Genomic DNA, 20857 nt, shown 5'->3' with positions numbered 1-20857 from the left:
AAGCTTTTCAACAAGGCCGCACACCCCAGAAAAAAGGAGTACACCGAGATTCAAGAGTACCCACGGGGTGGATGTCCGGGGGTCTCTCTTGTTGGGGCCCGGGCCCCGGTCCCAGGACCGGGCCCCGCGGCGGGGATGCGGTTCCCCCTGGCTGGAGCTCAGCTGCCCCGTGTCAGCTGCCTCCACCGCATCCGCCGCCGCCCCCTCCTCCCCCGCAGGACGACCCGCCTCCGCAGGACGAGCCGCCACTGCAGGAGTGGCTTCCGTGGTGCCCGCCCGAGGACGAGCCACCGCCGCTGTCACCGGCCCACCAGCTGCCGCCGCTGCTGCTGCCGCTGCCGCCCGTCCACCGCGAACGGCTGCCGCGCCGCGGCCGGACGGTGCGGCCGGCCCGCCGGCCGACCACGATTCCCCTGATCACCAGGGCTGCGACCACGATCAGGATGATGACTGTGACCATGACTTCACCCTCCTTCCATTCCCGGGCGCAGGCCCGGAAGGTCCCCCGAAGCAGTCCCCCGTCGGATGCCTCGCTCTGTCGGAATCTGTCGTGAAGCTCGTTGCGTGAACGGGAGATGCCCTTCGCCGCCGCGGCCCAAAGCAGAGTTGAGGAAGTCCAGAGCTTCGGCGCAGGATGACCGCCATGACCTCCATCAGCTCCAGCGCCCGCCCCCTCCTGAACCGCCGGCTGGCGGAGTTCGGAACGACGATCTTCGCCGAGATGTCCGCCCTGGCCGTGCGGACCGGCGCGATCAACCTGGGCCAGGGCTTCCCGGACACCGACGGCCCCGAGGAGGTCCGGGAGGCCGCCGTACGGGCCCTGCGCGACGGGCACGGCAACCAGTACCCGCCGGGCCCCGGCGTCCCCGAACTGCGCGCCGCCGTCACCGGCCACCAGCAGCGGCGCTACGGCCTGTCCTTCGACCCGGACACCGAGGTCCTGGTCACGGCCGGTGCCACCGAGGCCATCGCCGCCTCCCTGCTGGCGCTGCTGGAGCCCGGCGACGAGGTGATCGCGCTGGAGCCGTACTACGACTCGTACGCGGCCTGCATCGCGATGGCGGGCGGCACCCGCGTACCGGTGACCCTGCGCCCGCACACCACCGACGAGGGCGCCGCCTTCCGCCTGGACCTCGACGAGCTGCGCGACGCGGTCACCGACCGCACCCGGCTGCTGCTGCTGAACACCCCGCACAACCCGACGGGCACGGTCCTGAACCGCGCCGAACTGGCCGCGATCGCCGAGCTGGCCGTGGAGCGGGACCTGCTGGTGGTGACCGACGAGGTGTACGAGCACCTGGTGTTCGACACCGCCGAGCACATCCCGCTGGCGACCTTCCCGGGGATGCGCGAGCGCACGGTGACCATCGGATCGGCCGGCAAGACGTTCTCCTTCACCGGCTGGAAGGTCGGCTGGGTCACCGCGGCGCCGGCCCTGGTCACGGCGGTCCGCTCGGCCAAGCAGTACCTGACGTACGTGGCCTCCGGCCCCTTCCAGTACGCGGTCGCCGAGGCCCTGGCGATGCCCGAGTCCTACTTCTCCGCCTACCGGGAGGACATGCGGGCCAAGCGGGACCTGCTGGCCGCGGGTCTGGCGGAGGCGGGCTTCGGCGTGTTCCGGCCCGCCGGGACGTACTTCGTCACCACCGACATCCGCCCGCTGGGCGAGAGCGACGGCTTCGCCTTCTGCCGGGGCCTGCCGGAGCGCGCGGGTGTGGTCGCCGTCCCCAACGCGGTCTTCTACGACCACCGGGAGGCGGGCGCGCCCTACGTCCGGTTCGCGTTCTGCAAGCGGATTCCGGTACTGGAGGAGGCGGTGGGGCGGCTCAAGACGCTGGCGGGGTGAGGCGTGCCGGGACGACGAGAGCCCGGTCCCCGCGATACCGGGGCCGGGCTCTCCTCGTACGGGCGGGACGCGGACCGGCGGACTACTCGCCGTCCTCGTCGGTCGGCTTCTCCGCCTCGTTGACCTCCTGCTCCAGGCCGAGCTGCTCCACGAGCCACCGGTCGAACTCGATGGCGGCCCGCACCCAGCTGACCGTCGAGGAGACGAAGTGCTCCAGGCTGACGCCCATGCCGATCAGCATCTGCGCCTCGCCGATCAGGCGGACGGTGCCGTCGTCGTGGGTGTGGGAGTACACCTTGGGCCACAGGGTGCGCCGGTTCCAGTCGTCGACCGACTCGAGCAGCTGCGGCTTCTCGTCGATCTGGTGGGGCCGGTCGTAGAACGTCCGCACCGAGAAGACCTGCTGGTCACCCTCGCCGCGGAACATGAAGTACGTACGGAACTGCTCCCACGGCGCCGCGAGGTCGCCCTCGTCGTCGACGACGTACTTCAGCTCCATCTGTTCGAGGAGCTGCTTCACAAGATCCTGATCCGGGACGACGGGGCCCGCCGGTCCTTGGGGCTGCGGCTCGGGCTGCTTGCCCCCGAAGTTCGGAATCGAGGACGGGTCGATGGTCACCGTGAATTTCCCTTCGTACGGATCTGGCCATCCTCCCCCATGCGGGGAGGGGCGTGGCAAGCCCGCCGGGAGCCTGTCAGCCCTGGGCTGACATGATCCGGCCGGTCGGGTGGATGTTCGACGGACGGAGGCGGGGGCGATGACACGTACACCCAGGACGGGCGGGGGCCCACAGGGCGGGGCCGACGTACCGCGGGGGCGGACCCGGTGGTGGCGGGTGGCCGCTCTCGCGGCGGTGCCGGCGCTGATCCTGCTGCCCCTCCTCATCGCCTTCGTGGGCATCGTCTTCTCGGAGTCGGACGGACGCGACGAGGGCGGGCGGGAGGGAAGCGGGCGTGACGGAGGCGGGCGGACCGAGGAACGGGTCCCCTGCTCCGAGGCGCTGGCGTTCGGCGGGGCCGTCCTGCCGGCCGGGGCACGGCCCACCGGTGCGTGCACGGTGATGGGCTTCCAGGACATTCACTACAGCGCCGCCTTCCGCATGCCCCGCACGGGTGTCCAGGACTGGCTGATACACACCTATCCGGACGCTCCCGCGCCCGGCACCGAGTCCTGCCTGGGCGCCGAAGCCGACCTGTGTCTGGACCTGGGCCCCGAGCAGGGGCTGCCGGAGGGCGTGGACGCGCACGCCGTGCGGGTGCGGGTGGTGCACGAGGACGCCGGGACGGCGCTGGTGCGGTTCACGGCGTTCACGATGTGACGCACGGCGGCCCGCCACCCACCCGGGGTGACGGGCCGCCGACGTTCTTCACGGCTCCCTCAGAGGGTCTTGCCCTCCGCCGCCGGTCCCACGATCAGACCGTCGCCGAACCGGTCCACGCGGACGGCGTCGCCGTCCTTGATCTCGCCGGACAGGATCTCCCGGGCCAGCCGGTCGCCGATCGCGGTCTGGACGAGGCGGCGCAGCGGGCGGGCGCCGTACGCCGGGTCGTTGCCCTCCTCCGCCAGCCAGGCCAGGGCCTCGTCGGTGACCTCCAGGGTGAGCCGGCGCTCGGCGAGGCGCCGGGACAGGCCCTCGATCTGGAGCCGCGCGATCCGGCTCAGCTCCTCCTTGCTGAGCGCCGAGAAGACCACGAGGTCGTCGAGCCGGTTGAGGAACTCCGGCTTGAACGAGCTGCGGACCACCTCCAGCACCTGCTGCTTCTTCTCCGCCTCGCCGGTGGTCGGGTCGACCAGGTACTGGCTGCCCAGGTTCGAGGTGAGGACCAGGATGGTGTTGCGGAAGTCGACGGTGCGGCCCTGTCCGTCGGTGAGGCGCCCGTCGTCGAGCACCTGGAGCAGGATGTCGAAGACCTCGGGGTGGGCCTTCTCCACCTCGTCGAGGAGCACGACGGTGTACGGCCGCCGCCGCACCGCCTCGGTGAGCTGGCCGCCCTCCTCGTACCCGACGTATCCGGGCGGCGCGCCCACCAGCCGCGCGACGCTGTGCTTCTCGCTGTACTCCGACATGTCGATGCGGACCATGGCCCGCTCGTCGTCGAAGAGGAAGTCGGCGAGCGCCTTGGCCAGCTCGGTCTTGCCGACGCCGGTGGGGCCGAGGAAGAGGAACGACCCGGTCGGCCGGTCGGGGTCGGCGATCCCGGCCCTGCTCCGCCGTACGGCGTCGGACACGGCCCGTACGGCCTCGCTCTGCCCGATGAGCCGCCTGCCCAGCTCGTCCTCCATGCGCAGCAGCTTCTGCGTCTCGCCCTCCAGGAGCCGCCCGGCCGGGATGCCGGTCCAGGAGGCGACCACGTCGGCGATGTCGTCGGCGCCGACCTCCTCCTTGACCATGGTGTCCCTGGCGACCTCCTCCTCGGCCTCGGAGGCGGCCTCCAGGTCGCGCTCCAGGTCCGGGATCTCGCCGTACAGCAGCTTGCTGGCGGTGTCGAAGTCACCGTCCCGCTGGGCCCGTTCCGCCTGCCCGCGCAGTTCGTCGAGCTTCTCCTTCAGCTCGCCGACCCGGTTGAGGGACTGCTTCTCCTTCTCCCAGCGGGCGTTGAGGCCGCGCAGCTCCTCCTCCTTGTCGGCGAGGTCGCGGCGCAGCCGCTCCAGGCGCTCCAGCGAGGCGGCGTCGGTCTCCTTGCCGATCGCCAGCTCCTCCATCTTCAGCCGGTCGACGGCGCGCTGGAGTTCGTCGATCTCGACGGGCGAGGAGTCGATCTCCATGCGCAGCCGCGAGGCGGCCTCGTCGACGAGGTCGATGGCCTTGTCGGGCAGGAACCGGGAGGTGATGTACCGGTCGGACAGACTGGCGGCGGCCACCAGCGCGCTGTCGGCGATCTGCACCTTGTGGTGCGCCTCGTAGCGCCCCTTGAGCCCGCGCAGGATCGCGATGGAGTCCTCGACGGTCGGCTCGGCGACGAGCACCTGCTGGAAGCGCCGTTCGAGGGCGGGGTCCTTCTCGATCCGCTCCCGGTACTCGTCCAGCGTGGTGGCGCCCACCATGCGCAGCTCGCCGCGCGCCAGCATGGGCTTGAGCATGTTCCCGGCGTCCATGGCGGAGTCCCCGCCGGCGCCGGCCCCCACGACGGTGTGCAACTCGTCGATGAAGGTGATGATCTGCCCGTCCGAGTCCTTGATCTCGGCGAGCACGGTCTTCAGCCGCTCCTCGAACTCACCCCGGTACTTGGCCCCGGCCACCATGGCGCCGAGGTCCAGCGCCACCAGCCGCTTCTCCTTCAGCGACTCGGGCACGTCCCCCTTGACGATCCGCTGGGCGAGCCCTTCCACGACGGCGGTCTTGCCGACACCGGGCTCGCCGATGAGGACGGGGTTGTTCTTGGTGCGCCGGCTGAGCACCTGCACGACCCGGCGGATCTCCTGATCTCGCCCGATGACGGGGTCGAGCTTCCCGTCCCGTGCCGCGGCGGTGAAGTCCGTACCGAACTTCTCCAGCGCCTTGTACTGACCCTCGGGGTCGGCGGTGGTCACGCGGCGTCCACCCCTCGCCTTGCGGAAGGCCTCCTGCAACTTCTTCGCACTGGCACCCTGCCCCTCCAGTACCTCACCGGCCGCGCCGCCCTTCGCGGCGATGCCGAGGAGCAGGTGCTCGGTGGAGAGGTACTCGTCCCCGAGTTCCTTGGCGCGTGCCTGGGCGTCGGCGACCACGGCGAGCATCTCACGGCTGGGTTGCGGGGGTGCGACCGTGGACCCGGTCACGCTGGGCAGCCCGCCGACGATGCGCTCGGCGCCGGTCCGCACGGCGGCCAGGTCGGCCTCGACGGCGGCGAGCAGGTCGGTGATGTTCTCGTTGTCCTGCCCCTGGAGCAGGGCCAGCAGCAGGTGGGCGGGGGTGAGGTCGGCGTTCCCCTCGGTCACGGCCCGGCTGCTGGCCGCGTTGATGGCGTCCCGGCTCCGGTTGGTCAGCTCGGCGTCCACGTTCTGGCTCTCCTCCGTGTCTCCATGTCTCCCAGTGCTGACTCAAACAACGTACACAAAGTTGAGTCTATTTCACTCAAGGGGGGTCGGCCACGGGTTCCGTCGGGGCATCCGGACGGAACCCGGGCGAGATCAGGACGCGATCCGACACGGGCAGGAGCTTTTCAGCCAGGCTCAGGAATCCGCGGTACCCGCACATACCCATACATACGACAGCGGCGTCACCGTGTTCAGGTCACGGTGACGCCGCTGCCGGGGGGAAGCACCTGAGCGATTTGTTACGACGGGGGAATCGCGTCAGGCGCTGCGGGGGGTGGCCGAGATGGTCCTGATGTCGGAGACCTCCGGCGGCGCGAGCCGGTGGTCCCGCTGGTCCAGGTTCACAAAGATCATTCCGTACCGGATGGCACAGCGCACGGGCTGCGGCGCCCCCCGAGGCCGCCGCAGACACCGGTACGCACGCACATCGCCGTCCTCGTCCAACGTGACGACGACCGGCTCGCCGAAGACGGTCACCATCAGGGAGTCACCGGGGTGGGGGATCGCGGTGACCAGGTCGATGAAGTGCCAGCCGGAACGGTAGGCGGTGGCCATTTCTCGGCGGAAGGAGCGGTCGTCGGGTGGCGTCGTCATGTCAGGACCACACCGTGTCGTCCGTGACTGCGGCCGCATCCTGTCCGGCGGACACCTCCACTGACTCGACACCGTTCGCTCGCTCGTCGCCCTGCGCAGTAACGAGGCCATTCAGCGCTCCGAAGGCCACAACGGCGGAGAAGGCGGCGACAAGCACCGAGCGAAGCATTCTCTTAGACATAGTCGGCTTCGTCCTCACTTGAAGGTCCCCTCTTCCCCCGTCGGATAAGACGATGGCTCATATAGGCACGTCATGGCCACACAATCGGTGCATCATGTTCCTGCATGTTCAGGACCCTGGGGGGTGGAGATTTGACTACGAATCGGACCAATGAGGCACATGCTCACGGGATCACTGAACTGTGCGAGGAGGGCGGACGTCTCTACGCGAACGCGCTGCGCACGGGACGTATCGCTCGCGCAGAGGCCGGCCAGGCACCTTGCCTCATAGAACTGGCCCTCTTGCACCCCGACCCGGACGACGCCGACTGGCTCCGCCCCGTCCCCCCGTCGATCGCTCTGGCACAGCGGCTCAATCCCATCGAGCGCGAGATCGCCGACCGCAGGCGGACATCGGTCGAACTCGCCGAGGTCTTCGAACCGTTCCTGACTCTCAGCGCACAGGGCGCGGCGCCGATCCACTCCATCACCGTGCTGGAGGGGCTCGACCGCATCAACTCCGCTCTTGATCTGGCCACGACTCAGTGCAAGAACGAGGTACTGACAGTCCAGCCCAGCGCCCGGCATCCGGAACGCCGTCTCGTCGAGGGCTTGGAGCGGGACAAGACACTGACCGAACGCGGGGTGCGCATCAGGACGCTGTACCAGCACACGGCCCGGTACAGCGCTGAACGGCTGGCCTACGTGGACCGGTTCTCCAACGGAAAGGCCGAGTACCGGACCATCGATGAACTGGTCGAGCGTCTGATCATCTGCGATGACACAGTCGCGTTCATCCCGGTTCGCGACGACCGCCAGGTCGCGCTGGAGATCCGCCACTCCGGCCTCGTCATTTACCTGATCAAGGTCTTCGAGTTCATGTGGGGTCGCGCCGTCCCCCTGACCGCCGGCGCTCCCTACGAGACCGCCCCCGACGGCATCACCGACATCCAGCACTCGATAGCCAAGCTTCTGGTGGAAGGCCACGTGGACGAGGCGATAGCCCGCCGCCTCGGCATGAACGTGCGCACCTGCCGAGCACACATCGCGAAGCTGGCGACGGTACTCGGCAGCGGAAGCCGAGCCCAACTCGGCTATCTCATAGCCCAGTCGGGGATTCTGGAGCAGGCGTCCCCGAGTCTGGGAGGAGAGAAGCGTTCATGACGGACGGGGCGCACCGGCACGGGGATGAAGAACTGTGCGATGCGGGTCTCGATCTCTACTCCCGGGCACTGCGCGAGGGCCATGTGTCCAGCGCCGAAGCGACAACGGCGCCTTGTCTCATCGACATCGGGCTACTGCACCCGGCCGTGGACAACCTGAACCGGCTGGAGCCTGTCGCACCGCCCGTCGCGCTGCAACGCCTGCTCCGGTCCTCGGAGGACCGCATCGCCGACGAGCGACGCCGCGGGCAGCGCATGGCCGATGTCTTCGAGCCCCTGATACGCCTGGGAACCCGCGACATCGAGGACACCCCCGCCCTCAGGATCCTCAGTGGCAAGAGACGGACGGGCCAGGCCATCGAGGAGGCCATGGCCGAGGGCAGGAGAGAACTGCTCGCCATCCAGCCGCACGACTCCCACGTGAGCAAACACCCCGACATCCTCGAAGGGGCGATGGAGCGGGACCAGGCTTTCCTCGACCGCGGCGCGCGAATGCGGGCGCTGTACCAGCACACCGCCCGCCACGCCCCCTACCAACGCGTCCGCTACGAGCGACTGACCGGCGACGTCGAGGCCCGCACACTCGACGAGGTGACCGACCGGCTCATCATCATCGACCGCACCGTCGCCTTCATCCCCGCCAGCGCCGACCGCACCCTCGCCCTCGAAGTCCGCCACCCCGCCCTCATCACCTACTTCGTCAACACCTTCGACCGCCTCTGGCGCCTCGCCACCCCCATGCACCCCCAAGCCGTCGAACAACCCACCCTCAACGGCATCACCCCCCGCCAACACGCCATAGCCGCCCTCCTCGTCGAGGGCCACACGGACAACGTCATCGCCGAACGCCTCGGCATGAACGTCCGCACCGCCCGCGTCCACATCGCCAAACTCGCCGCCACCCTCGGCAGCGAGAGCAGGGCTCAGCTCGGGTATCTCATCGGGCAGTCGGGGATTCTTGACCGGGAAGGATGACGGGGGCGGGGACGCCCTGGGAGGTGCCGTCCAGGCCCGCCTGGGCTATGCGGACGCCCAGTTGGGTGCGGCTCGCCGCGCCCAGGGTCTCCGAGAGGCGGGCGATGTGCGCGCGGGCCGTGCGGACGCTTATGCCCAGCCGCTCGGCGATCACCGCGTCCTGGTGGCCCTCCGCCAGCAGCGCCGCGATGGACTGCTCGCGGTGCGAGATGCCCTCGATGCCGGTGTCGGGGAGGGCGGCGGAGAGCGGGATCGCCAGGCGCCAGAGGCGTTCGAAGACCGTGACCAGGTAGGAGACCAGCGCGGGGTGGCGCAGTTCCAGGGCCATGGTGCGGTCGGTGTTGGCCGGGATGAAGGCGACGGTGCGGTCGAAGAGGATGAGACGGTCGATGACCTCGTCCAGCGTGCGGGCCTCGACCGCGTCGCCCATCAGCTCGAGGTAGTTGAGCAGGCCCTGGCCGTGCCGGGCCACGTGCGTGTACAGGTCCCGCATCCGCACCCCGCGCCCGCGCAGCGCCAGCGCCCGGTGCAGCCCCTCCGACAGCTCCGCCTCACGCCGGATGCCGCCGGGCTGCACGGTCAGGACCTCCGTCGTGCACGCCTGCGTCGCCTCGTCCATGGCGGCCTGGATGCGGGCCAGCCCGTCGAGGACCCGGATCGCCGAACTCTCCGTCCCGGCGGAGGCGTGGATGAGCCGGCCGAGCCCCGCGTACCACTCGAAGGCCTCCACCGCCGAGCCCACCCGCCGCTGACTCGCGCTGACCTCGTCGTGGACCCCGCGCAGCAGCCGCGTCATGACCTCCTGCGGAGAGGTCGGCACCAGCCAGTCCATGTCGTCGGGGTCGGGGTGCAGCAGGGCGAGTTCGAGGAGGCAGGGGACCGGTTCGGCGTCCTGGCGCGGCACCCGGCCGCGCCGTACGGCCCGGGAGTAGACGCGGTCCCCTGCCGCGCACAGCCGGTCGGCACCGTGCGGATGCTCCTGAGCCCCGTGCCCGGCCATCGCCCATCCCACCCCCCGGTTCCGGCTCCTCCGCAGCGCAACTATGCGCGGCCGGGACCGGCTCCGCAACACGGCTCGAACGGGGACGCGGGAGGGAAAGTACCGGTTGCGGAGGGTATGACCGGGGCGTGGAACCAGGCTCGCACCGCGACTACTTCTTCAGGCCGATCTCCGCGCAGGCGTCCGCGAACTTCGCCGTGCAGATGTCGCTGACCTTGTAGAAGCCGTCGGCGATGACCGTCTCGTCGATGTTTCCCTGGGTGAGGGCGACGACGGGGACGAGCTGGGCGGGGATGCCCTTGTCGGTGGGGCTGTCGACCTTGTCGCGGGCCAGCGCGTCGAACTGGATGTCCCGGCCCTGGACCCGCGCCACGGCCATCTCCGCGGCGTTCTCGGCCTCCTGCGGGTAGGACTTGTAGACGCTCATGTACTGCTCGCCGGTGACGATCCGCTGCACCGCGGCGAGTTCCGCGTCCTGGCCGGTGATCGGCGGCAGGTCGGTGACGCCCGCGTCCTCCAGGGCCTTGATGATGCCGCCCGCCATGCCGTCGTTGGCGGAGTAGACGCCCGCGATGTTGCTCTTGCCGATCTTCCCGATCGCCTCGGTCATGTTCGCCATGGCGTTCTCCGGCTTCCAGTCCTTGGTGTCGAAGGACTGGGCGATCGTCACCTTGCCGTTCAGCTCGGACATCGCGCCGGCCTTGAACTGCTTGGCGTTCGGGTCGGTGGGCGAACCGTTCATCATGACGATCTTGTCGGAGCTGTCCGCGCCGCCGAGCGCGTCGAGGAGGGAGCGGCCCTGCACCTCGCCGACCAGCTCGTTGTCGAAGGAGATGTACGCGTCGATCGGGCCCTCGGCCAGCCGGTCGTAGGCGATGACCGGGATGCCGGCGTCCTTGGCCTTCTGCACGCCGTCCCCGATGGACTGCGAGTCGACCGCGTCCAGCACGATCACGTCGACCTCGTCGTCGATCATCTGCTGCATCTGCTCGTTCTGCTTCGACGCGCTCGCCTCGGCGTTGGCGTACTTGACGTTGCCCGCGTCGTTCGTGAGCTCGCCGACCTTGGCCTTGAAGAAGGGGTAGTCGAACTGCTCGTAGCGCGTGTTCTCCTTCTCCGGCAGCAGCAGGCCGACGGTGATGTCGTTGCCCTTGGTCGGGCTCGCCTCACCACTGCTGTCCGAGGCGCCCAGGACGCCGCAGGAGGCCAGCGAGAACGTCATCAGGGACGCGGCCACGGATATGGCGGTACGACGGGCACGGCTGCTCACTGCGCTTACCTTCCGAACACACGGGTGCTGTCGGTGACCCAGGTGGGCCCCGGTGGTCCAGGTCCGGGTGACCCTGGTGACCCAGGTGACTCCTGGTGAAGGAAGCCAACGCTGTCTTCACCAAATCGTCAAGAAGTACTAGACCAATGAGACAGCACCGTTGTGAACAAGCCCCGGAGGTCCGATCGGACCTCCGGGGCTGTCGATGCCGTTCACCCTTGCGCCGTCTGCCGACCCGGGGTCAGTCCGGGGTCTGGCCATGGCGCTTGGGACGCCACACGACCAGGGCGCTGGTCTGCTGTACCTCTTGGTAAGGGACCAGGTCACGGCGGTACGACGCGTGTACCGCCGCCTCGCGCTGGCGCATCGCCGTCGCCGCCCCGTCGAGGGCGTCGGCCATCTCCGCCACGCGGGCCTGGAGCGCGGCGACCTGGTTCTCCAGTTCGATGATGCGCTTGATTCCGGCCAGATTGATGCCCTCGTCCTGCGACAGCTGCTGCACCTGGCGGAGCAGCTCGATGTCGCGGGCCGAGTAGCGCCGGCCGCGCCCGGCCGTGCGGTCCGGGGAGACCAGGCCGAGGCGGTCGTACTGGCGCAGGGTCTGCGGGTGCAGACCGGAGAGCTGGGCCGCCACCGAGATGACGTAGACCGGGGTCTCCTCGGTCAGTTCATACGGGTTGCGTCGACGACCGTCCATCCCCATCAAGCTCCCTTCGCGGCCTGGAACAACTCCGCCCGCGGATCCTCGTCCGCGGTCGCCTCGCGATACGCCTCCAGCGCGTCACGAGCCTTCCCCGTCAGGTCCTTCGGAACACTCACCTCGACGGTGACCAGGAGGTCGCCCCGGCTGCCGTCCTTGCGGACCGCGCCCTTGCCGCGGGCCCGCATGGTGCGCCCGTTGGGCGTGCCCGGCGGAAGCTTCAGCGTGACGGGCGGACCGCCCAGGGTCGGCACCCGCACCTCGCCGCCGAGGGCCGCCTCGGCGTAGGTGACCGGCACGGTGACCGTGAGGTTGTCGCCCCTGCGGCCGAAGACGGAGTGCTCCTTGACGTGCACGACCACGTACAGGTCGCCCGCCGGTCCGCCCCGCTCGCCCGGCGTGCCCTTGCCGCGCAGCCGGATGCGCTGCCCGTCCGACACCCCGGCCGGGATGCGGACCTGCATCGTCCGGGAGGACTTGGCGCGTCCGGAGCCCTTGCAGACGTCGCAGGGGTCCTCGGCGATCAGGCCGCGGCCCTTGCAGTCCGGGCACGGGTCGGTGAGCGAGAAGCCGCCGCCCGAGCCCCGCGCGACCTGGCCGGTGCCGACGCAGGTCGGGCACACGCGCGGTGTGCCGTTCTTGTCGCCGGTGCCCGAACAGGCCTTGCAGGGCGCCTGCGAGGACATCCGCAGCGGCACCGTGGCACCCTCGATGGCCTCCGTGAAGCTCAGCGTGACCTCGGACTCGATGTCCTGGCCGCGCCGCGGCTGGGTTCGCGTGCCGGTGCCGGGACCACCGCCGGTGCGGTTGAACAGGCCGCCGAAGACGTCCCCGAGGCCGCCGCCGAAGCCGCCGGCGCCGCCCCCCTGGCCCCCGCCCTGGGCGCCGCCTCCGAAGAGGTCGCCCAGGTCGAAGTTGAAGGTGCCGCCGCCGCCCGCGCCCGGCCCCGGACGGAAACCGCCGTTGCCGAAGAGGGCGCGGGCCTCGTCGTACTCCTTGCGCTTCTTGGGGTCACCGAGGATGTCGTTGGCCTCGGAGATCTCCTTGAAGCGCTCCTCGGCCCTGACGTTCCCCTTGTTGGCGTCCGGGTGGTACTCGCGGGCGAGCTTCCGGTACGCCTTCTTGATCTCGGCCTCGGTGGCGTCCTTGGGGACGCCGAGGACCTTGTAGTAGTCCTTCTCGATGAAGTCCTTGGTGCTCATCCCCGACGTCCCTCCTTCCCGCTTCGCCTACTGACGTCAGCCCTCCTCCGGGCCACCGTTCTCCTTGTTCTCCGCGGCGTCGGAGCCGTCCTTGGCCTCGGTGCTCTCCTCGGCCGGCTTGACGGTCTGCGCGCCGGGCTGCGGCTCGGCGACGGCCACCCGCGCGGGGCGGATGGTGCGCTCGCCGATCCGGTATCCCGGCTGGAGGATCGCCACGCAGGTCGTCTCGGTGACGTCCGGTGCGTAGGAGTGCATCAGGGCCTCGTGGATCGTCGGGTCGAAGGGCTCGCCCTCCTTGCCGAACTGCTGGAGGCCCATCTTGGCGATGACCGTCTCCAGCGACTCCGCGACGGACTTGAAGCCACCGACCAGCTCCCCGTGTTCCCGGGCGCGGCCGATGTCGTCCAGCATCGGGAGCAGTTCGGTCAGGAGGTTCGCGACGGCGACCTCCTTGACCGCGACGCGGTCCCGCTCCACGCGGCGGCGGTAGTTCTGGTACTCGGCCTGGAGCCGCTGGAGGTCCGCCGTGCGCTCGTTGAGCGCGGTGCGCACCTGGTCCAGCTGGGCCACCAGGCCCGCGTTCTCGCTAGCGTCCCCGGCCGGGGCCGCGCCCTCCTCCGAAGAGGGGGCGGCGGCCTTCGGCTCGGCGTCGTCAGGGCTGGCGCCGGAGGGGACGTCGGGCTTCTCGTCGAAGCCCGGGGTCTCCTCCGTCACGCGGCACCGTCCTTGCGCTCGTCGTCCACGATCTCGGCGTCGACGACGTCGTCGTCGGCCTTGTCGCCGTCACCGGCGGTGGCACCGGCGCCCGGGGCCTCGCCGCCGGCGGCCTGCGCGCCCTGGGCGTCGGCGTACATGGCCTGGCCCAGCTTCTGCGAGACGGCGGCGACCTTCTCCGTGGCGGTGCGGATCTCGGCGGTGTCCTCGCCCTTGAGCTTCTCCTTCAGCTCGGCGACGGACTCCTCGACCTCGGTCTTGATCTCGCCCGGGACCTTGTCCTCGTTGTCCTTGAGGAACTTCTCCGTCTGGTAGACGAGCTGCTCGCCCTGGTTGCGGGACTCGGCGGCCTCGCGGCGGGCGTGGTCCTCCTCCGCGTACTTCTCGGCCTCCTGGCGCATCCGGTCGACCTCGTCCTTCGGCAGCGAGGAGCCGCCGGTGACGGTCATCTTCTGCTCCTTGCCCGTGCCCAGGTCCTTCGCGGTCACGTGCATGATGCCGTTGGCGTCGATGTCGAAGGCGACCTCGATCTGCGGGACGCCGCGGGGCGCCGGGGGCAGACCGGTCAGCTCGAACATCCCGAGCTTCTTGTTGTACGCCGCGATCTCGCGCTCGCCCTGGTAGACCTGGATCTGCACGGAGGGCTGGTTGTCCTCGGCGGTGGTGAAGATCTCCGAACGCTTCGTCGGGATCGTCGTGTTCCGCTCGATCAGCTTGGTCATGATGCCGCCCTTGGTCTCGATGCCGAGGGACAGCGGGGTGACGTCGAGGAGCAGGACGTCCTTGACCTCGCCCTTGAGGACACCGGCCTGAAGGGCGGCGCCGATGGCGACGACCTCGTCCGGGTTGACGCCCTTGTTGGCGTCCTTGCCGCCGGTCAGCTCCTTGACCAGCTCGGCGACGGCCGGCATACGGGTCGAGCCGCCGACGAGGACGACGTGGTCGATCTCGGACAGCTGGATGCCGGCGTCCTTGATGACGTTGTGGAACGGCGTCTTGCAGCGCTCCAGCAGGTCGGCCGAGAGCTGCTGGAACTGCGCCCGGGTGAGCTTCTCGTCCAGGTGCAGCGGGCCCTCGGCGGAGGCCGTGATGTAGGGCAGGTTGATCGAGGTCTCGGTGGACGAGGACAGCTCGATCTTGGCCTTCTCGGCGGCCTCGCGGAGACGCTGGAGGGCCATCTTGTCCTTGGACAGGTCCACGCCGTGGCCGGCCTGGAACTGCTTCACCAGGTAGTCGACGACGCGCTGGTCCCAGTCGTCACCACCGAGGTGGTTGTCACCGTTGGTGGCCTTCACCTCGACGACGCCGTCGCCGATCTCCAGCAGCGAGACGTCGAAGGTACCGCCACCGAGGTCGAAGACGAGGATGATCTGCTCGTCCTTGTCGAGGCCGTACGCCAGCGCGGCGGCGGTCGGCTCGTTGACGATGCGCAGGACGTTCAGGCCCGCGATCTCGCCGGCCTCCTTGGTGGCCTGGCGCTCGGCGTCGTTGAAGTACGCCGGGACGGTGATGACCGCGTCGGTCACCTTCTCGCCCAGGTAGGACTCGGCGTCCCGCTTCAGCTTCTGCAGCACGAAGGCGCTGATCTGCTGCGGGTTGAAGTCCTTGCCGTCCAGGTTGATCTTCCAGTCGGTGCCCATGTGGCGCTTGACCGACCGGATGGTCCTGTCGACGTTCGTGACCGCCTGACGCTTGGCCACCTCGCCGACCAGCACCTCACCGTTCTTGGCGAAGGCGACGACGGACGGCGTGGTCCTGGCGCCCTCGGCGTTGGTGATGACGGTGGGCTCGCCGCCCTCCAGAACGCTGACGACGGAATTAGTCGTGCCCAGGTCGATGCCGACCGCACGTGCCATGGTGAATAACCTCCAGCTGACTTGAGTGGAACAGGCTCAAGTGTGCATGACGGCCTTCGTGCGGTCAACAGAGGTGAGTCGAGCCGACTCAACTCTTATCCGTTCCTTACACGCAACGGAGCGCTGACCTGCGCTTCTTCGGTCCGTCTGGCCTGACGAACCGGGAAAATCGACCTCCGGGAGGATGCACCCCCAGGGGGTCCGACCGCCTCGGGAGGCAGCGGGGACTCCGTACGCGGCCGCCGCACCCGTGCCTGCGGCCGACCGGACACCGGCCCCTCCGTCCGCACCCGCGCCTGGAGCCGACCGGGCACCTGTCCCGGCACCCCTGCCGCCCCTGCCCCGTGCCGCGGCCCGTACACCCGCACCCGCAGCAGTCCCGCCAGCGCGGCGGCCGCACCGCCCGCCACCCACCACACCGCCGTCCCGTCCAGCCGCCCGGTGTGCACGAGCACACCCACGAGGACCGCCCCGCACGACGCCCCGCCGACGACCACCGCGGCGCCCTGCGGAGTGAGCCCGAGCCGGCGCAGCCGGTGGGCGAGATGGTCGGGCCCGCCCCGCAGCGGCGGCCGCCCGGCCAGCCGGCGCGAGAGCAGGACGAGTACGACGTCCAGGCAGACCGGCACGCTCAGCGCGAACAGCACCGCCGCGCCGCTCGCGGGCGCGTAGCCCTCGCGGGTGAACACGGCGGCCCCGGCCAGCAGGAACCCGGCGAAGAGCGCCCCGCAGGCACCGAGCGCGATCCGCGCGGGATGCCAGTTGTGCAGCAGCAGTCCGGTCAGCGCGGCGGCCAGCGCGAACAGCGCCACCGCCAGCCCGTCGCGCAGCTCCGCCGCGGCACAGGCGGCGACCCCGAAGGCGGTCACGACCCCCACCGTGCCGGCCACCCCGTCGGCGTGGTCGAGCCCCCGGAAGGCGGAGGCGACCAGCGTGATCCATCCCACGGCGAGCACCCCGGCCACCGGCCCCGTCCCGCCGTACGGCACGACGCACGCCGCCGCGACGGCCGTACCGGCGACCACCCAGCGCCGCCGCAGCCGCCAGAGGTCGGCGGCGAGGCCGAGGAGACCGACGGCGGACGCGCCCAGGAGCAGCCGGCCGGCCGCGGAGCCGAGCGGCACGACGCCGGTCCAGTCCCCGGCCCACGCGACCAGCGCGGTGACCAGGGCGACGGCCACCCCGCCGGAGAGCGGGACCGGCCGCCGGCGGCGCCGGTCGACGAGGGCGAGGGCGAGGGCGGGTGTGCGCAGCACCCCGGCGAGGAGAGCGGCGAGGAGAAAGGAGGCGGTGGCGGCGACGATCCCGTAGAGCACGGGGATAAGCTATGCCGGATATCACGTTTTGATATGAATTGCCTTCCCGCTACGGCGTGGCGCCGGGGCGGCGGCCGACCCGGCGACCGGGCCGGTGGCCGACCCCGGGTCAGGGTTGCCTCAGCGACGCAGATCACCGCACGTCCGACTACAGTGCGGCGGAGGATCGGGGTAGTCTCGGACGGACTGAATAAGTTACCGCTTAGTAATATCGATCCCCTCGCAACCTCGCAGGCCCGAGGAGCCCCCAAATGCAACTCGCCGCGATCATCGTGTCGCTGGTCCTGATCGTGGTCGGCGTCGCACTGTTCGGCCGCGCCGTCCTGCAGATCGTCAACTACATGCGGCTCGGACAGCCGGTGCCGGCCGGCACGCGGACCGACGATCCCGCAGCGCGCACCGTCACCGTGGTCCGGGAGTTCCTCGGCCACACCCGGATGAACCGCTGGGGCATCGTCGGGGTGGCGCACTGGTTCGTGGCGGTGGGCTTCTTCTCCCTGCTCCTGACGATCGTCAACGCGGTCGGGCAGCTCTTCGAGGCGGACTGGATCCTGCCGGTCATCGGCGACTGGGCGCCGTACAACGTCTTCGTCGAGTTCATCGGCACCATGACGGTGCTCGGCATCCTCGTCCTGATCGTGATCCGCCAGCTGAGCAGGCCGGACAAGCCGGGCCGCAAGTCCCGCTTCGCCGGCTCCAACTTCGGCCAGGCGTACTTCGTCGAGGCCGTCATCCTCATCGTCGGCGTCTGCATCTTCATGCTGCACGCGCTGGAGGGCGCCCTCCACCACGTCGACGGCTACGAGGCGTCGTTCTTCATCTCGTACCCGGTCGTCTCCGCGCTCGGGAACCTGGACGTCTCCACCCTCCAGAACCTGGTCTACCTCTTCGCCGGCCTGAAGATCGCGACCTCGTTCATCTGGATGATCACCGTCGCCCTGAAGACCGACATGGGCGTCGCCTGGCACCGCTTCCTGGCCTTCCCGAACATCTGGTTCAAGCGGGACGCGAAGGGCGGCACCGCCCTCGGCGCCCTGCTGCCGATGACGTCGGGCGGCAAGCCGATCGACTTCACCGACCCCGGCGACGACGACACCTTCGGCGTCTCCCAGGTCGAGCAGTTCTCCTGGAAGGGCCTGCTGGACTTCTCCACCTGCACCGAGTGCGGCCGCTGCCAGTCGCAGTGCCCCGCGTGGAACACCGGCAAGCCGCTCTCCCCCAAGCTCCTGATCATGTCCCTGCGCGACCACGCGCACGCCAAGGCCCCCTACCTGCTGGCCGGCGGCGGCAAGACGATGGAGGGCGAGGAGAAGGCGTCCGAGGAGCAGCTGGCCGGCGTCCCGGCCGCCGCGCTGGCCGAGGCCGAGCGCCCCCTGATCGGCACCCTCGAAGAGAACGGCGTCATCGACCCCGACGTCCTGTGGTCCTGCACCACCTGCGGCGCCTGCGTCGAGCAGTGCCCGGTGGACATCGAGCACGTCGACCACATCGTCGACATGCGCCGCTACCAGGTCATGATCGAGTCGGCGTTCCCGTCCGAGGCCGGCACGATGCTCAAGAACCTGGAGAAGAAGGGCAACCCCTGGGGCCTGGCGAAGAAGCAGCGCCTGGAATGGCTCAAGGAGCTGGACTTCGAGGTCCCGGTCGTCGGCAAGGACATCGAGGACCTCACCGAGGTCGAGTACCTGTACTGGGTCGGCTGCGCCGGCGCCCTGGAGGACCGCGCCAAGAAGACCACCAAGGCCTTCGCCGAGCTGCTGCACATCGCGGGCGTCAAGTTCGCGATCATGGGCGGCGACGAGAAGTGCACCGGTGACTCGGCACGGCGCCTGGGCAACGAGCCGCTTTTCCAGGAGCTGGGCATGGAGAACGTCATGTCCCTCAACGCCGCCTTCGGCGAGGAGATGGACGACGACGGCAAGGTCACCGACGAGTCGAAGAAGCCGAAGTCGGCCAAGAAGATCGTCGCCACCTGCCCGCACTGCCTCAACACCCTCGGCAACGAGTACCCGCAGCTCGGCGGCGACTACGAGGTCATCCACCACACCCAGCTGCTCCAGCACCTCGTCGACGAGGGCAAGCTGCTCCCGGTCACCCCGGTCGAGGGCATCATCACGTACCACGACCCGTGCTACCTGGGCCGGCACAACAAGATCTACACGCCGCCGCGCGAGATCATCGCCGCCGTCCCGGGCGTCCGCAACGAGGAGATGCACCGCCACAAGGAGCGCGGCTTCTGCTGCGGCGCCGGCGGCGCGCGGATGTGGATGGAGGAGCGGATCGGCAAGCGCATCAACAACGAGCGCGTCGACGAGGCCCTGTCCGTCAACCCGGACATCGTCTCCACCGCCTGCCCGTTCTGCCTCGTCATGCTGACCGACTCGGTCAACGGCAAGAAGAACGACGGCAAGGCGAAGGAGTCCATCCAGGTCGTCGACGTCGCCCAGCTGCTGCTGGACTCCGTGAAGACCCCGGCAGACCCGGCGGGCGAGCCGGAGGCCGAGAGCGAGCCGACGCCGGAGCCGGTGAAGTAGCCGCGGCAGCCCCTTCCGCCGACACCCCCTGGTCCCGCCCGGACCGGGGGGTGTCGGCGTTTCATCGAGGGTGTCGGCGTTTCATCGGGGGTGTCGCCGTGCGTCGAACACGTGCATCATTACCCGGTCGTTGTCGGTGACACGGATTCACCGGTGATACGGGTTCCGACAGGCGGGGTGACCAATGCGCAGGCGAAGAAGGACCGGGGTCGGCACGGCTGCGGCCGTAGGCTGCGTGCTGCTGCTCGGCGCCTGCGGCCAAGGCGGCGAGGCCCCCGCCGCCAAGGACGCCGAGCCCACCCCCGTACGGGCGGCCCAGGCCCCCGCCACGCTGCCCGTCCCGCGCGGCGACGGCAGCGAGGTCCCCGACGACTTCAACGGCGACGGCCACCGCGACCTCGTCCTCGACGACCTGGTCAAGGCGCAGAGCCACGCCGACGACGCCGGAATCGGCCTCGTCTACGGCTCCGCGCGTGGACTGGTCCCGGGCACCCGGCAGTTGCTCACCCCGGCCAAGTACGCGGCGCCCACGGACGGGCAGACACCGGCCGTCTTCGAGGTGGAGGCGACCTGCGACCTCGACGGCGACGGCTTCACCGACCTGGTGGTCACCACCGACCCTCCCTACGACGGCCAGGGCCGCCCGCCGGTCCCGCTCCAGCTCCTCTTCGGCTCCCCGACCGGACCGGCCGCCCGCGCGGTCCCGCTGAACGTCCCCGACAAGGCCCGCTTCGGCAACGACTGGCCCGAGCGGCCGGTCTGCGGCGACTTCGACGGCGACGGCGCCGAGGACCTGGTCCTGCACGCCTCGGCCGGTCACCTCAGCCACCTGCGCGGCCCCTTCACCCGCAAGGGCGCCCCGCGGAAGGCCGGCCCGCCCGTCCCCTCCCCCGGCGAGGTGCCGACCGGCCCCGCCGCCGACGTGAACCGCGACGGGTACGACGACCTGGTCGTCCGCGCCTCCGCGGGCCCCGGCGCCGCGGCCCTGGTCCTCGGCGGCCCGGCGGGACCCACCCGCACCGGGGCAACCCTGCCCGCCGGCACCGACGTCGCCCTCGGCGCGTTCGGGCGGGGCAAGGCGCTGGACGCGGCGGTGGGCGGCGCGGACGGCACGGCCCTGCGCTTCGACCTGCCCACCCCCCGGCGGGGCACCCTCGACGCCCCCGGCACCCGGCTCGACGCCGCCGACTTCGACGGCGACGGTCTGACGGAGCTGGTCACCGACGACTCCGGCGTACGCGTCCTCCCGGTCCGCGAAACGGGCCCGACGACGCGGGGCGCGGTCACGGTGGCGCCCGCCGCCGAGGGCACGACGCGGGTGCTGACGGCGGGCGACTTCGACGGCGACGGCCGGGCCGACCTGGTCGTGCGGACGAACCAGGGCGACACGAAGGACACGGTCGAGGTCCACCGGGGCGCGACCGAGGGGCTGGTGACAACGGAGCCGGCGCTGACCTTCTCGACGTCGCAGTTCCTGGTCCGGTAGGCGACCGGCGGGGCGGACACGGAC

The 20857-nt window shown here is 70.3% G+C and carries 17 protein-coding genes; 6 read left to right on the top strand and 11 right to left on the bottom strand.

Annotated elements, in window-relative coordinates; genetic code table 11:
• Nucleotides 1-172: 172 nt before the first annotated feature.
• Entirely contained in the window at nucleotides 173-460 is a 288-nt protein-coding gene (locus ACZ67M_RS22430; protein ID WP_453435653.1) for a hypothetical protein, read from the bottom strand.
• A 183-nt stretch (nucleotides 461-643) separates the two neighbouring features.
• Here ACZ67M_RS22430 and ACZ67M_RS22425 point away from each other — a divergent pair, with 183 nt between their 5' ends.
• Nucleotides 644-1846: a pyridoxal phosphate-dependent aminotransferase gene (locus ACZ67M_RS22425; RefSeq protein ID WP_392100118.1), complete on the top strand. Its 1203-nt coding sequence runs from the start codon at nucleotides 644-646 to the stop codon at nucleotides 1844-1846.
• Nucleotides 1847-1928: 82 nt separating this feature from the next.
• Here ACZ67M_RS22425 and ACZ67M_RS22420 read toward each other — a convergent pair whose 3' ends face one another.
• On the bottom strand, nucleotides 1929-2465 hold the full coding sequence (locus ACZ67M_RS22420) for a YbjN domain-containing protein (RefSeq protein ID WP_122616738.1): 537 nt from the start codon (nucleotides 2463-2465) through the stop codon (nucleotides 1929-1931).
• A 139-nt stretch (nucleotides 2466-2604) separates the two neighbouring features.
• On the opposite strand from ACZ67M_RS22420, the gene ACZ67M_RS22415 reads away from it, so the two are divergent.
• A complete protein-coding gene (locus ACZ67M_RS22415; protein ID WP_469852412.1) occupies nucleotides 2605-3165 on the top strand; it encodes a hypothetical protein in 561 nt (186 codons plus the stop codon).
• A gap of 59 nt (nucleotides 3166-3224) precedes the next feature.
• Here ACZ67M_RS22415 and clpB read toward each other — a convergent pair whose 3' ends face one another.
• Nucleotides 3225-5825, bottom strand: coding sequence for an ATP-dependent chaperone ClpB (gene clpB / locus ACZ67M_RS22410; RefSeq protein WP_469852410.1), 2601 nt, complete (start codon nucleotides 5823-5825; stop codon nucleotides 3225-3227).
• 297 nt (nucleotides 5826-6122) lie between these two features.
• Nucleotides 6123-6458, bottom strand: coding sequence for a Rieske (2Fe-2S) protein (locus ACZ67M_RS22405; protein WP_125494939.1), 336 nt, complete (start codon nucleotides 6456-6458; stop codon nucleotides 6123-6125).
• A gap of 285 nt (nucleotides 6459-6743) precedes the next feature.
• Here ACZ67M_RS22405 and ACZ67M_RS22400 point away from each other — a divergent pair, with 285 nt between their 5' ends.
• Together ACZ67M_RS22400 and ACZ67M_RS22395 are read left to right on the top strand one after the other, a co-directional pair.
• Nucleotides 6744-7781, top strand: coding sequence for a helix-turn-helix transcriptional regulator (locus tag ACZ67M_RS22400; RefSeq protein WP_392011512.1), 1038 nt, complete (start codon nucleotides 6744-6746; stop codon nucleotides 7779-7781).
• Nucleotides 7778-8755: a helix-turn-helix transcriptional regulator gene (locus ACZ67M_RS22395; RefSeq protein WP_392011509.1), complete on the top strand. Its 978-nt coding sequence runs from the start codon at nucleotides 7778-7780 to the stop codon at nucleotides 8753-8755. The genes ACZ67M_RS22400 and ACZ67M_RS22395 overlap by 4 nt, the downstream gene beginning before the upstream one ends.
• Here ACZ67M_RS22395 and ACZ67M_RS22390 read toward each other — a convergent pair.
• The 7 genes from ACZ67M_RS22390 to ACZ67M_RS22360 all read right to left on the bottom strand — a co-directional run bounded on the left by ACZ67M_RS22390 (nucleotide 8718) and on the right by ACZ67M_RS22360 (nucleotide 16813).
• Nucleotides 8718-9755 (bottom strand): helix-turn-helix transcriptional regulator, encoded by a 1038-nt coding sequence (locus ACZ67M_RS22390; protein WP_161326351.1) that lies wholly within the window; start codon nucleotides 9753-9755, stop codon nucleotides 8718-8720. The genes ACZ67M_RS22395 and ACZ67M_RS22390 overlap by 38 nt on opposite strands.
• 151 nt (nucleotides 9756-9906) lie before the next feature.
• Nucleotides 9907-11025, bottom strand: a complete 1119-nt coding sequence (locus tag ACZ67M_RS22385; RefSeq protein WP_469852408.1) for a sugar ABC transporter substrate-binding protein — start codon at nucleotides 11023-11025, stop codon at nucleotides 9907-9909.
• A gap of 241 nt (nucleotides 11026-11266) precedes the next feature.
• Complete coding sequence (locus ACZ67M_RS22380; protein WP_361357157.1) at nucleotides 11267-11722, bottom strand: heat shock protein transcriptional repressor HspR; 456 nt, start codon at nucleotides 11720-11722, stop codon at nucleotides 11267-11269.
• Nucleotides 11723-11727: 5 nt separating this feature from the next.
• Nucleotides 11728-12927, bottom strand: coding sequence for a molecular chaperone DnaJ (gene dnaJ, locus ACZ67M_RS22375; RefSeq protein ID WP_355829602.1), 1200 nt, complete (start codon nucleotides 12925-12927; stop codon nucleotides 11728-11730).
• Between the two features lie 36 nt (nucleotides 12928-12963).
• A complete protein-coding gene (gene grpE, locus ACZ67M_RS22370) occupies nucleotides 12964-13641 on the bottom strand; it encodes a nucleotide exchange factor GrpE (protein WP_122616726.1) in 678 nt (225 codons plus the stop codon).
• A complete protein-coding gene (gene dnaK / locus ACZ67M_RS22365) occupies nucleotides 13638-15497 on the bottom strand; it encodes a molecular chaperone DnaK (protein WP_122616724.1) in 1860 nt (619 codons plus the stop codon). Before dnaK ends, grpE begins: the two co-directional genes overlap by 4 nt.
• A gap of 95 nt (nucleotides 15498-15592) precedes the next feature.
• Nucleotides 15593-16813 carry an MraY family glycosyltransferase gene (locus ACZ67M_RS22360; protein WP_392237369.1) on the bottom strand — a complete coding sequence of 407 codons (1221 nt, stop codon included), beginning with the start codon at nucleotides 16811-16813 and terminating at the stop codon, nucleotides 15593-15595.
• Nucleotides 16814-17064: 251 nt separating this feature from the next.
• On the opposite strand from ACZ67M_RS22360, the gene ACZ67M_RS22355 reads away from it, so the two are divergent.
• On the top strand, nucleotides 17065-19347 hold the full coding sequence (locus ACZ67M_RS22355) for a (Fe-S)-binding protein (protein WP_361357150.1): 2283 nt from the start codon (nucleotides 17065-17067) through the stop codon (nucleotides 19345-19347).
• A 184-nt stretch (nucleotides 19348-19531) separates the two neighbouring features.
• The gene (locus ACZ67M_RS22350) at nucleotides 19532-20833 is read left to right on the top strand and encodes an FG-GAP repeat domain-containing protein (protein WP_469852405.1); all 1302 of its coding nucleotides are present in this window, start codon (nucleotides 19532-19534) and stop codon (nucleotides 20831-20833) included.
• The last annotated feature ends 24 nt before the right edge of the window (nucleotides 20834-20857 follow it).

The organism is Streptomyces sp. NPDC107500 (assembly GCF_055582785.1).
Note: the sequence above shows the minus strand (reverse complement) of the source record. Positions and strands in the feature narration are given on the sequence as shown.

What these genes read in the sequence shown, in the direction of transcription:
- ACZ67M_RS22415 (WP_469852412.1), top strand. Translation starts at nt 2,605, where the DNA reads ATGACACGTACACCCAGGACGGGCGGGGGCCCACAGGGCGGGGCCGAC.
- dnaK (WP_122616724.1), bottom strand. Translation starts at nt 15,497, where the DNA reads ATGGCACGTGCGGTCGGCATCGACCTGGGCACGACTAATTCCGTCGTC.
- ACZ67M_RS22430 (WP_453435653.1), bottom strand. Translation starts at nt 460, where the DNA reads ATGGTCACAGTCATCATCCTGATCGTGGTCGCAGCCCTGGTGATCAGG.
- ACZ67M_RS22390 (WP_161326351.1), bottom strand. Translation starts at nt 9,755, where the DNA reads ATGGCCGGGCACGGGGCTCAGGAGCATCCGCACGGTGCCGACCGGCTG.
- dnaJ (WP_355829602.1), bottom strand. Translation starts at nt 12,927, where the DNA reads ATGAGCACCAAGGACTTCATCGAGAAGGACTACTACAAGGTCCTCGGC.
- ACZ67M_RS22405 (WP_125494939.1), bottom strand. Translation starts at nt 6,458, where the DNA reads ATGACGACGCCACCCGACGACCGCTCCTTCCGCCGAGAAATGGCCACC.
- ACZ67M_RS22425 (WP_392100118.1), top strand. Translation starts at nt 644, where the DNA reads ATGACCTCCATCAGCTCCAGCGCCCGCCCCCTCCTGAACCGCCGGCTG.
- ACZ67M_RS22350 (WP_469852405.1), top strand. Translation starts at nt 19,532, where the DNA reads ATGCGCAGGCGAAGAAGGACCGGGGTCGGCACGGCTGCGGCCGTAGGC.
- ACZ67M_RS22380 (WP_361357157.1), bottom strand. Translation starts at nt 11,722, where the DNA reads ATGGACGGTCGTCGACGCAACCCGTATGAACTGACCGAGGAGACCCCG.
- ACZ67M_RS22400 (WP_392011512.1), top strand. Translation starts at nt 6,744, where the DNA reads ATGTTCAGGACCCTGGGGGGTGGAGATTTGACTACGAATCGGACCAAT.
- ACZ67M_RS22395 (WP_392011509.1), top strand. Translation starts at nt 7,778, where the DNA reads ATGACGGACGGGGCGCACCGGCACGGGGATGAAGAACTGTGCGATGCG.
- ACZ67M_RS22355 (WP_361357150.1), top strand. Translation starts at nt 17,065, where the DNA reads ATGCAACTCGCCGCGATCATCGTGTCGCTGGTCCTGATCGTGGTCGGC.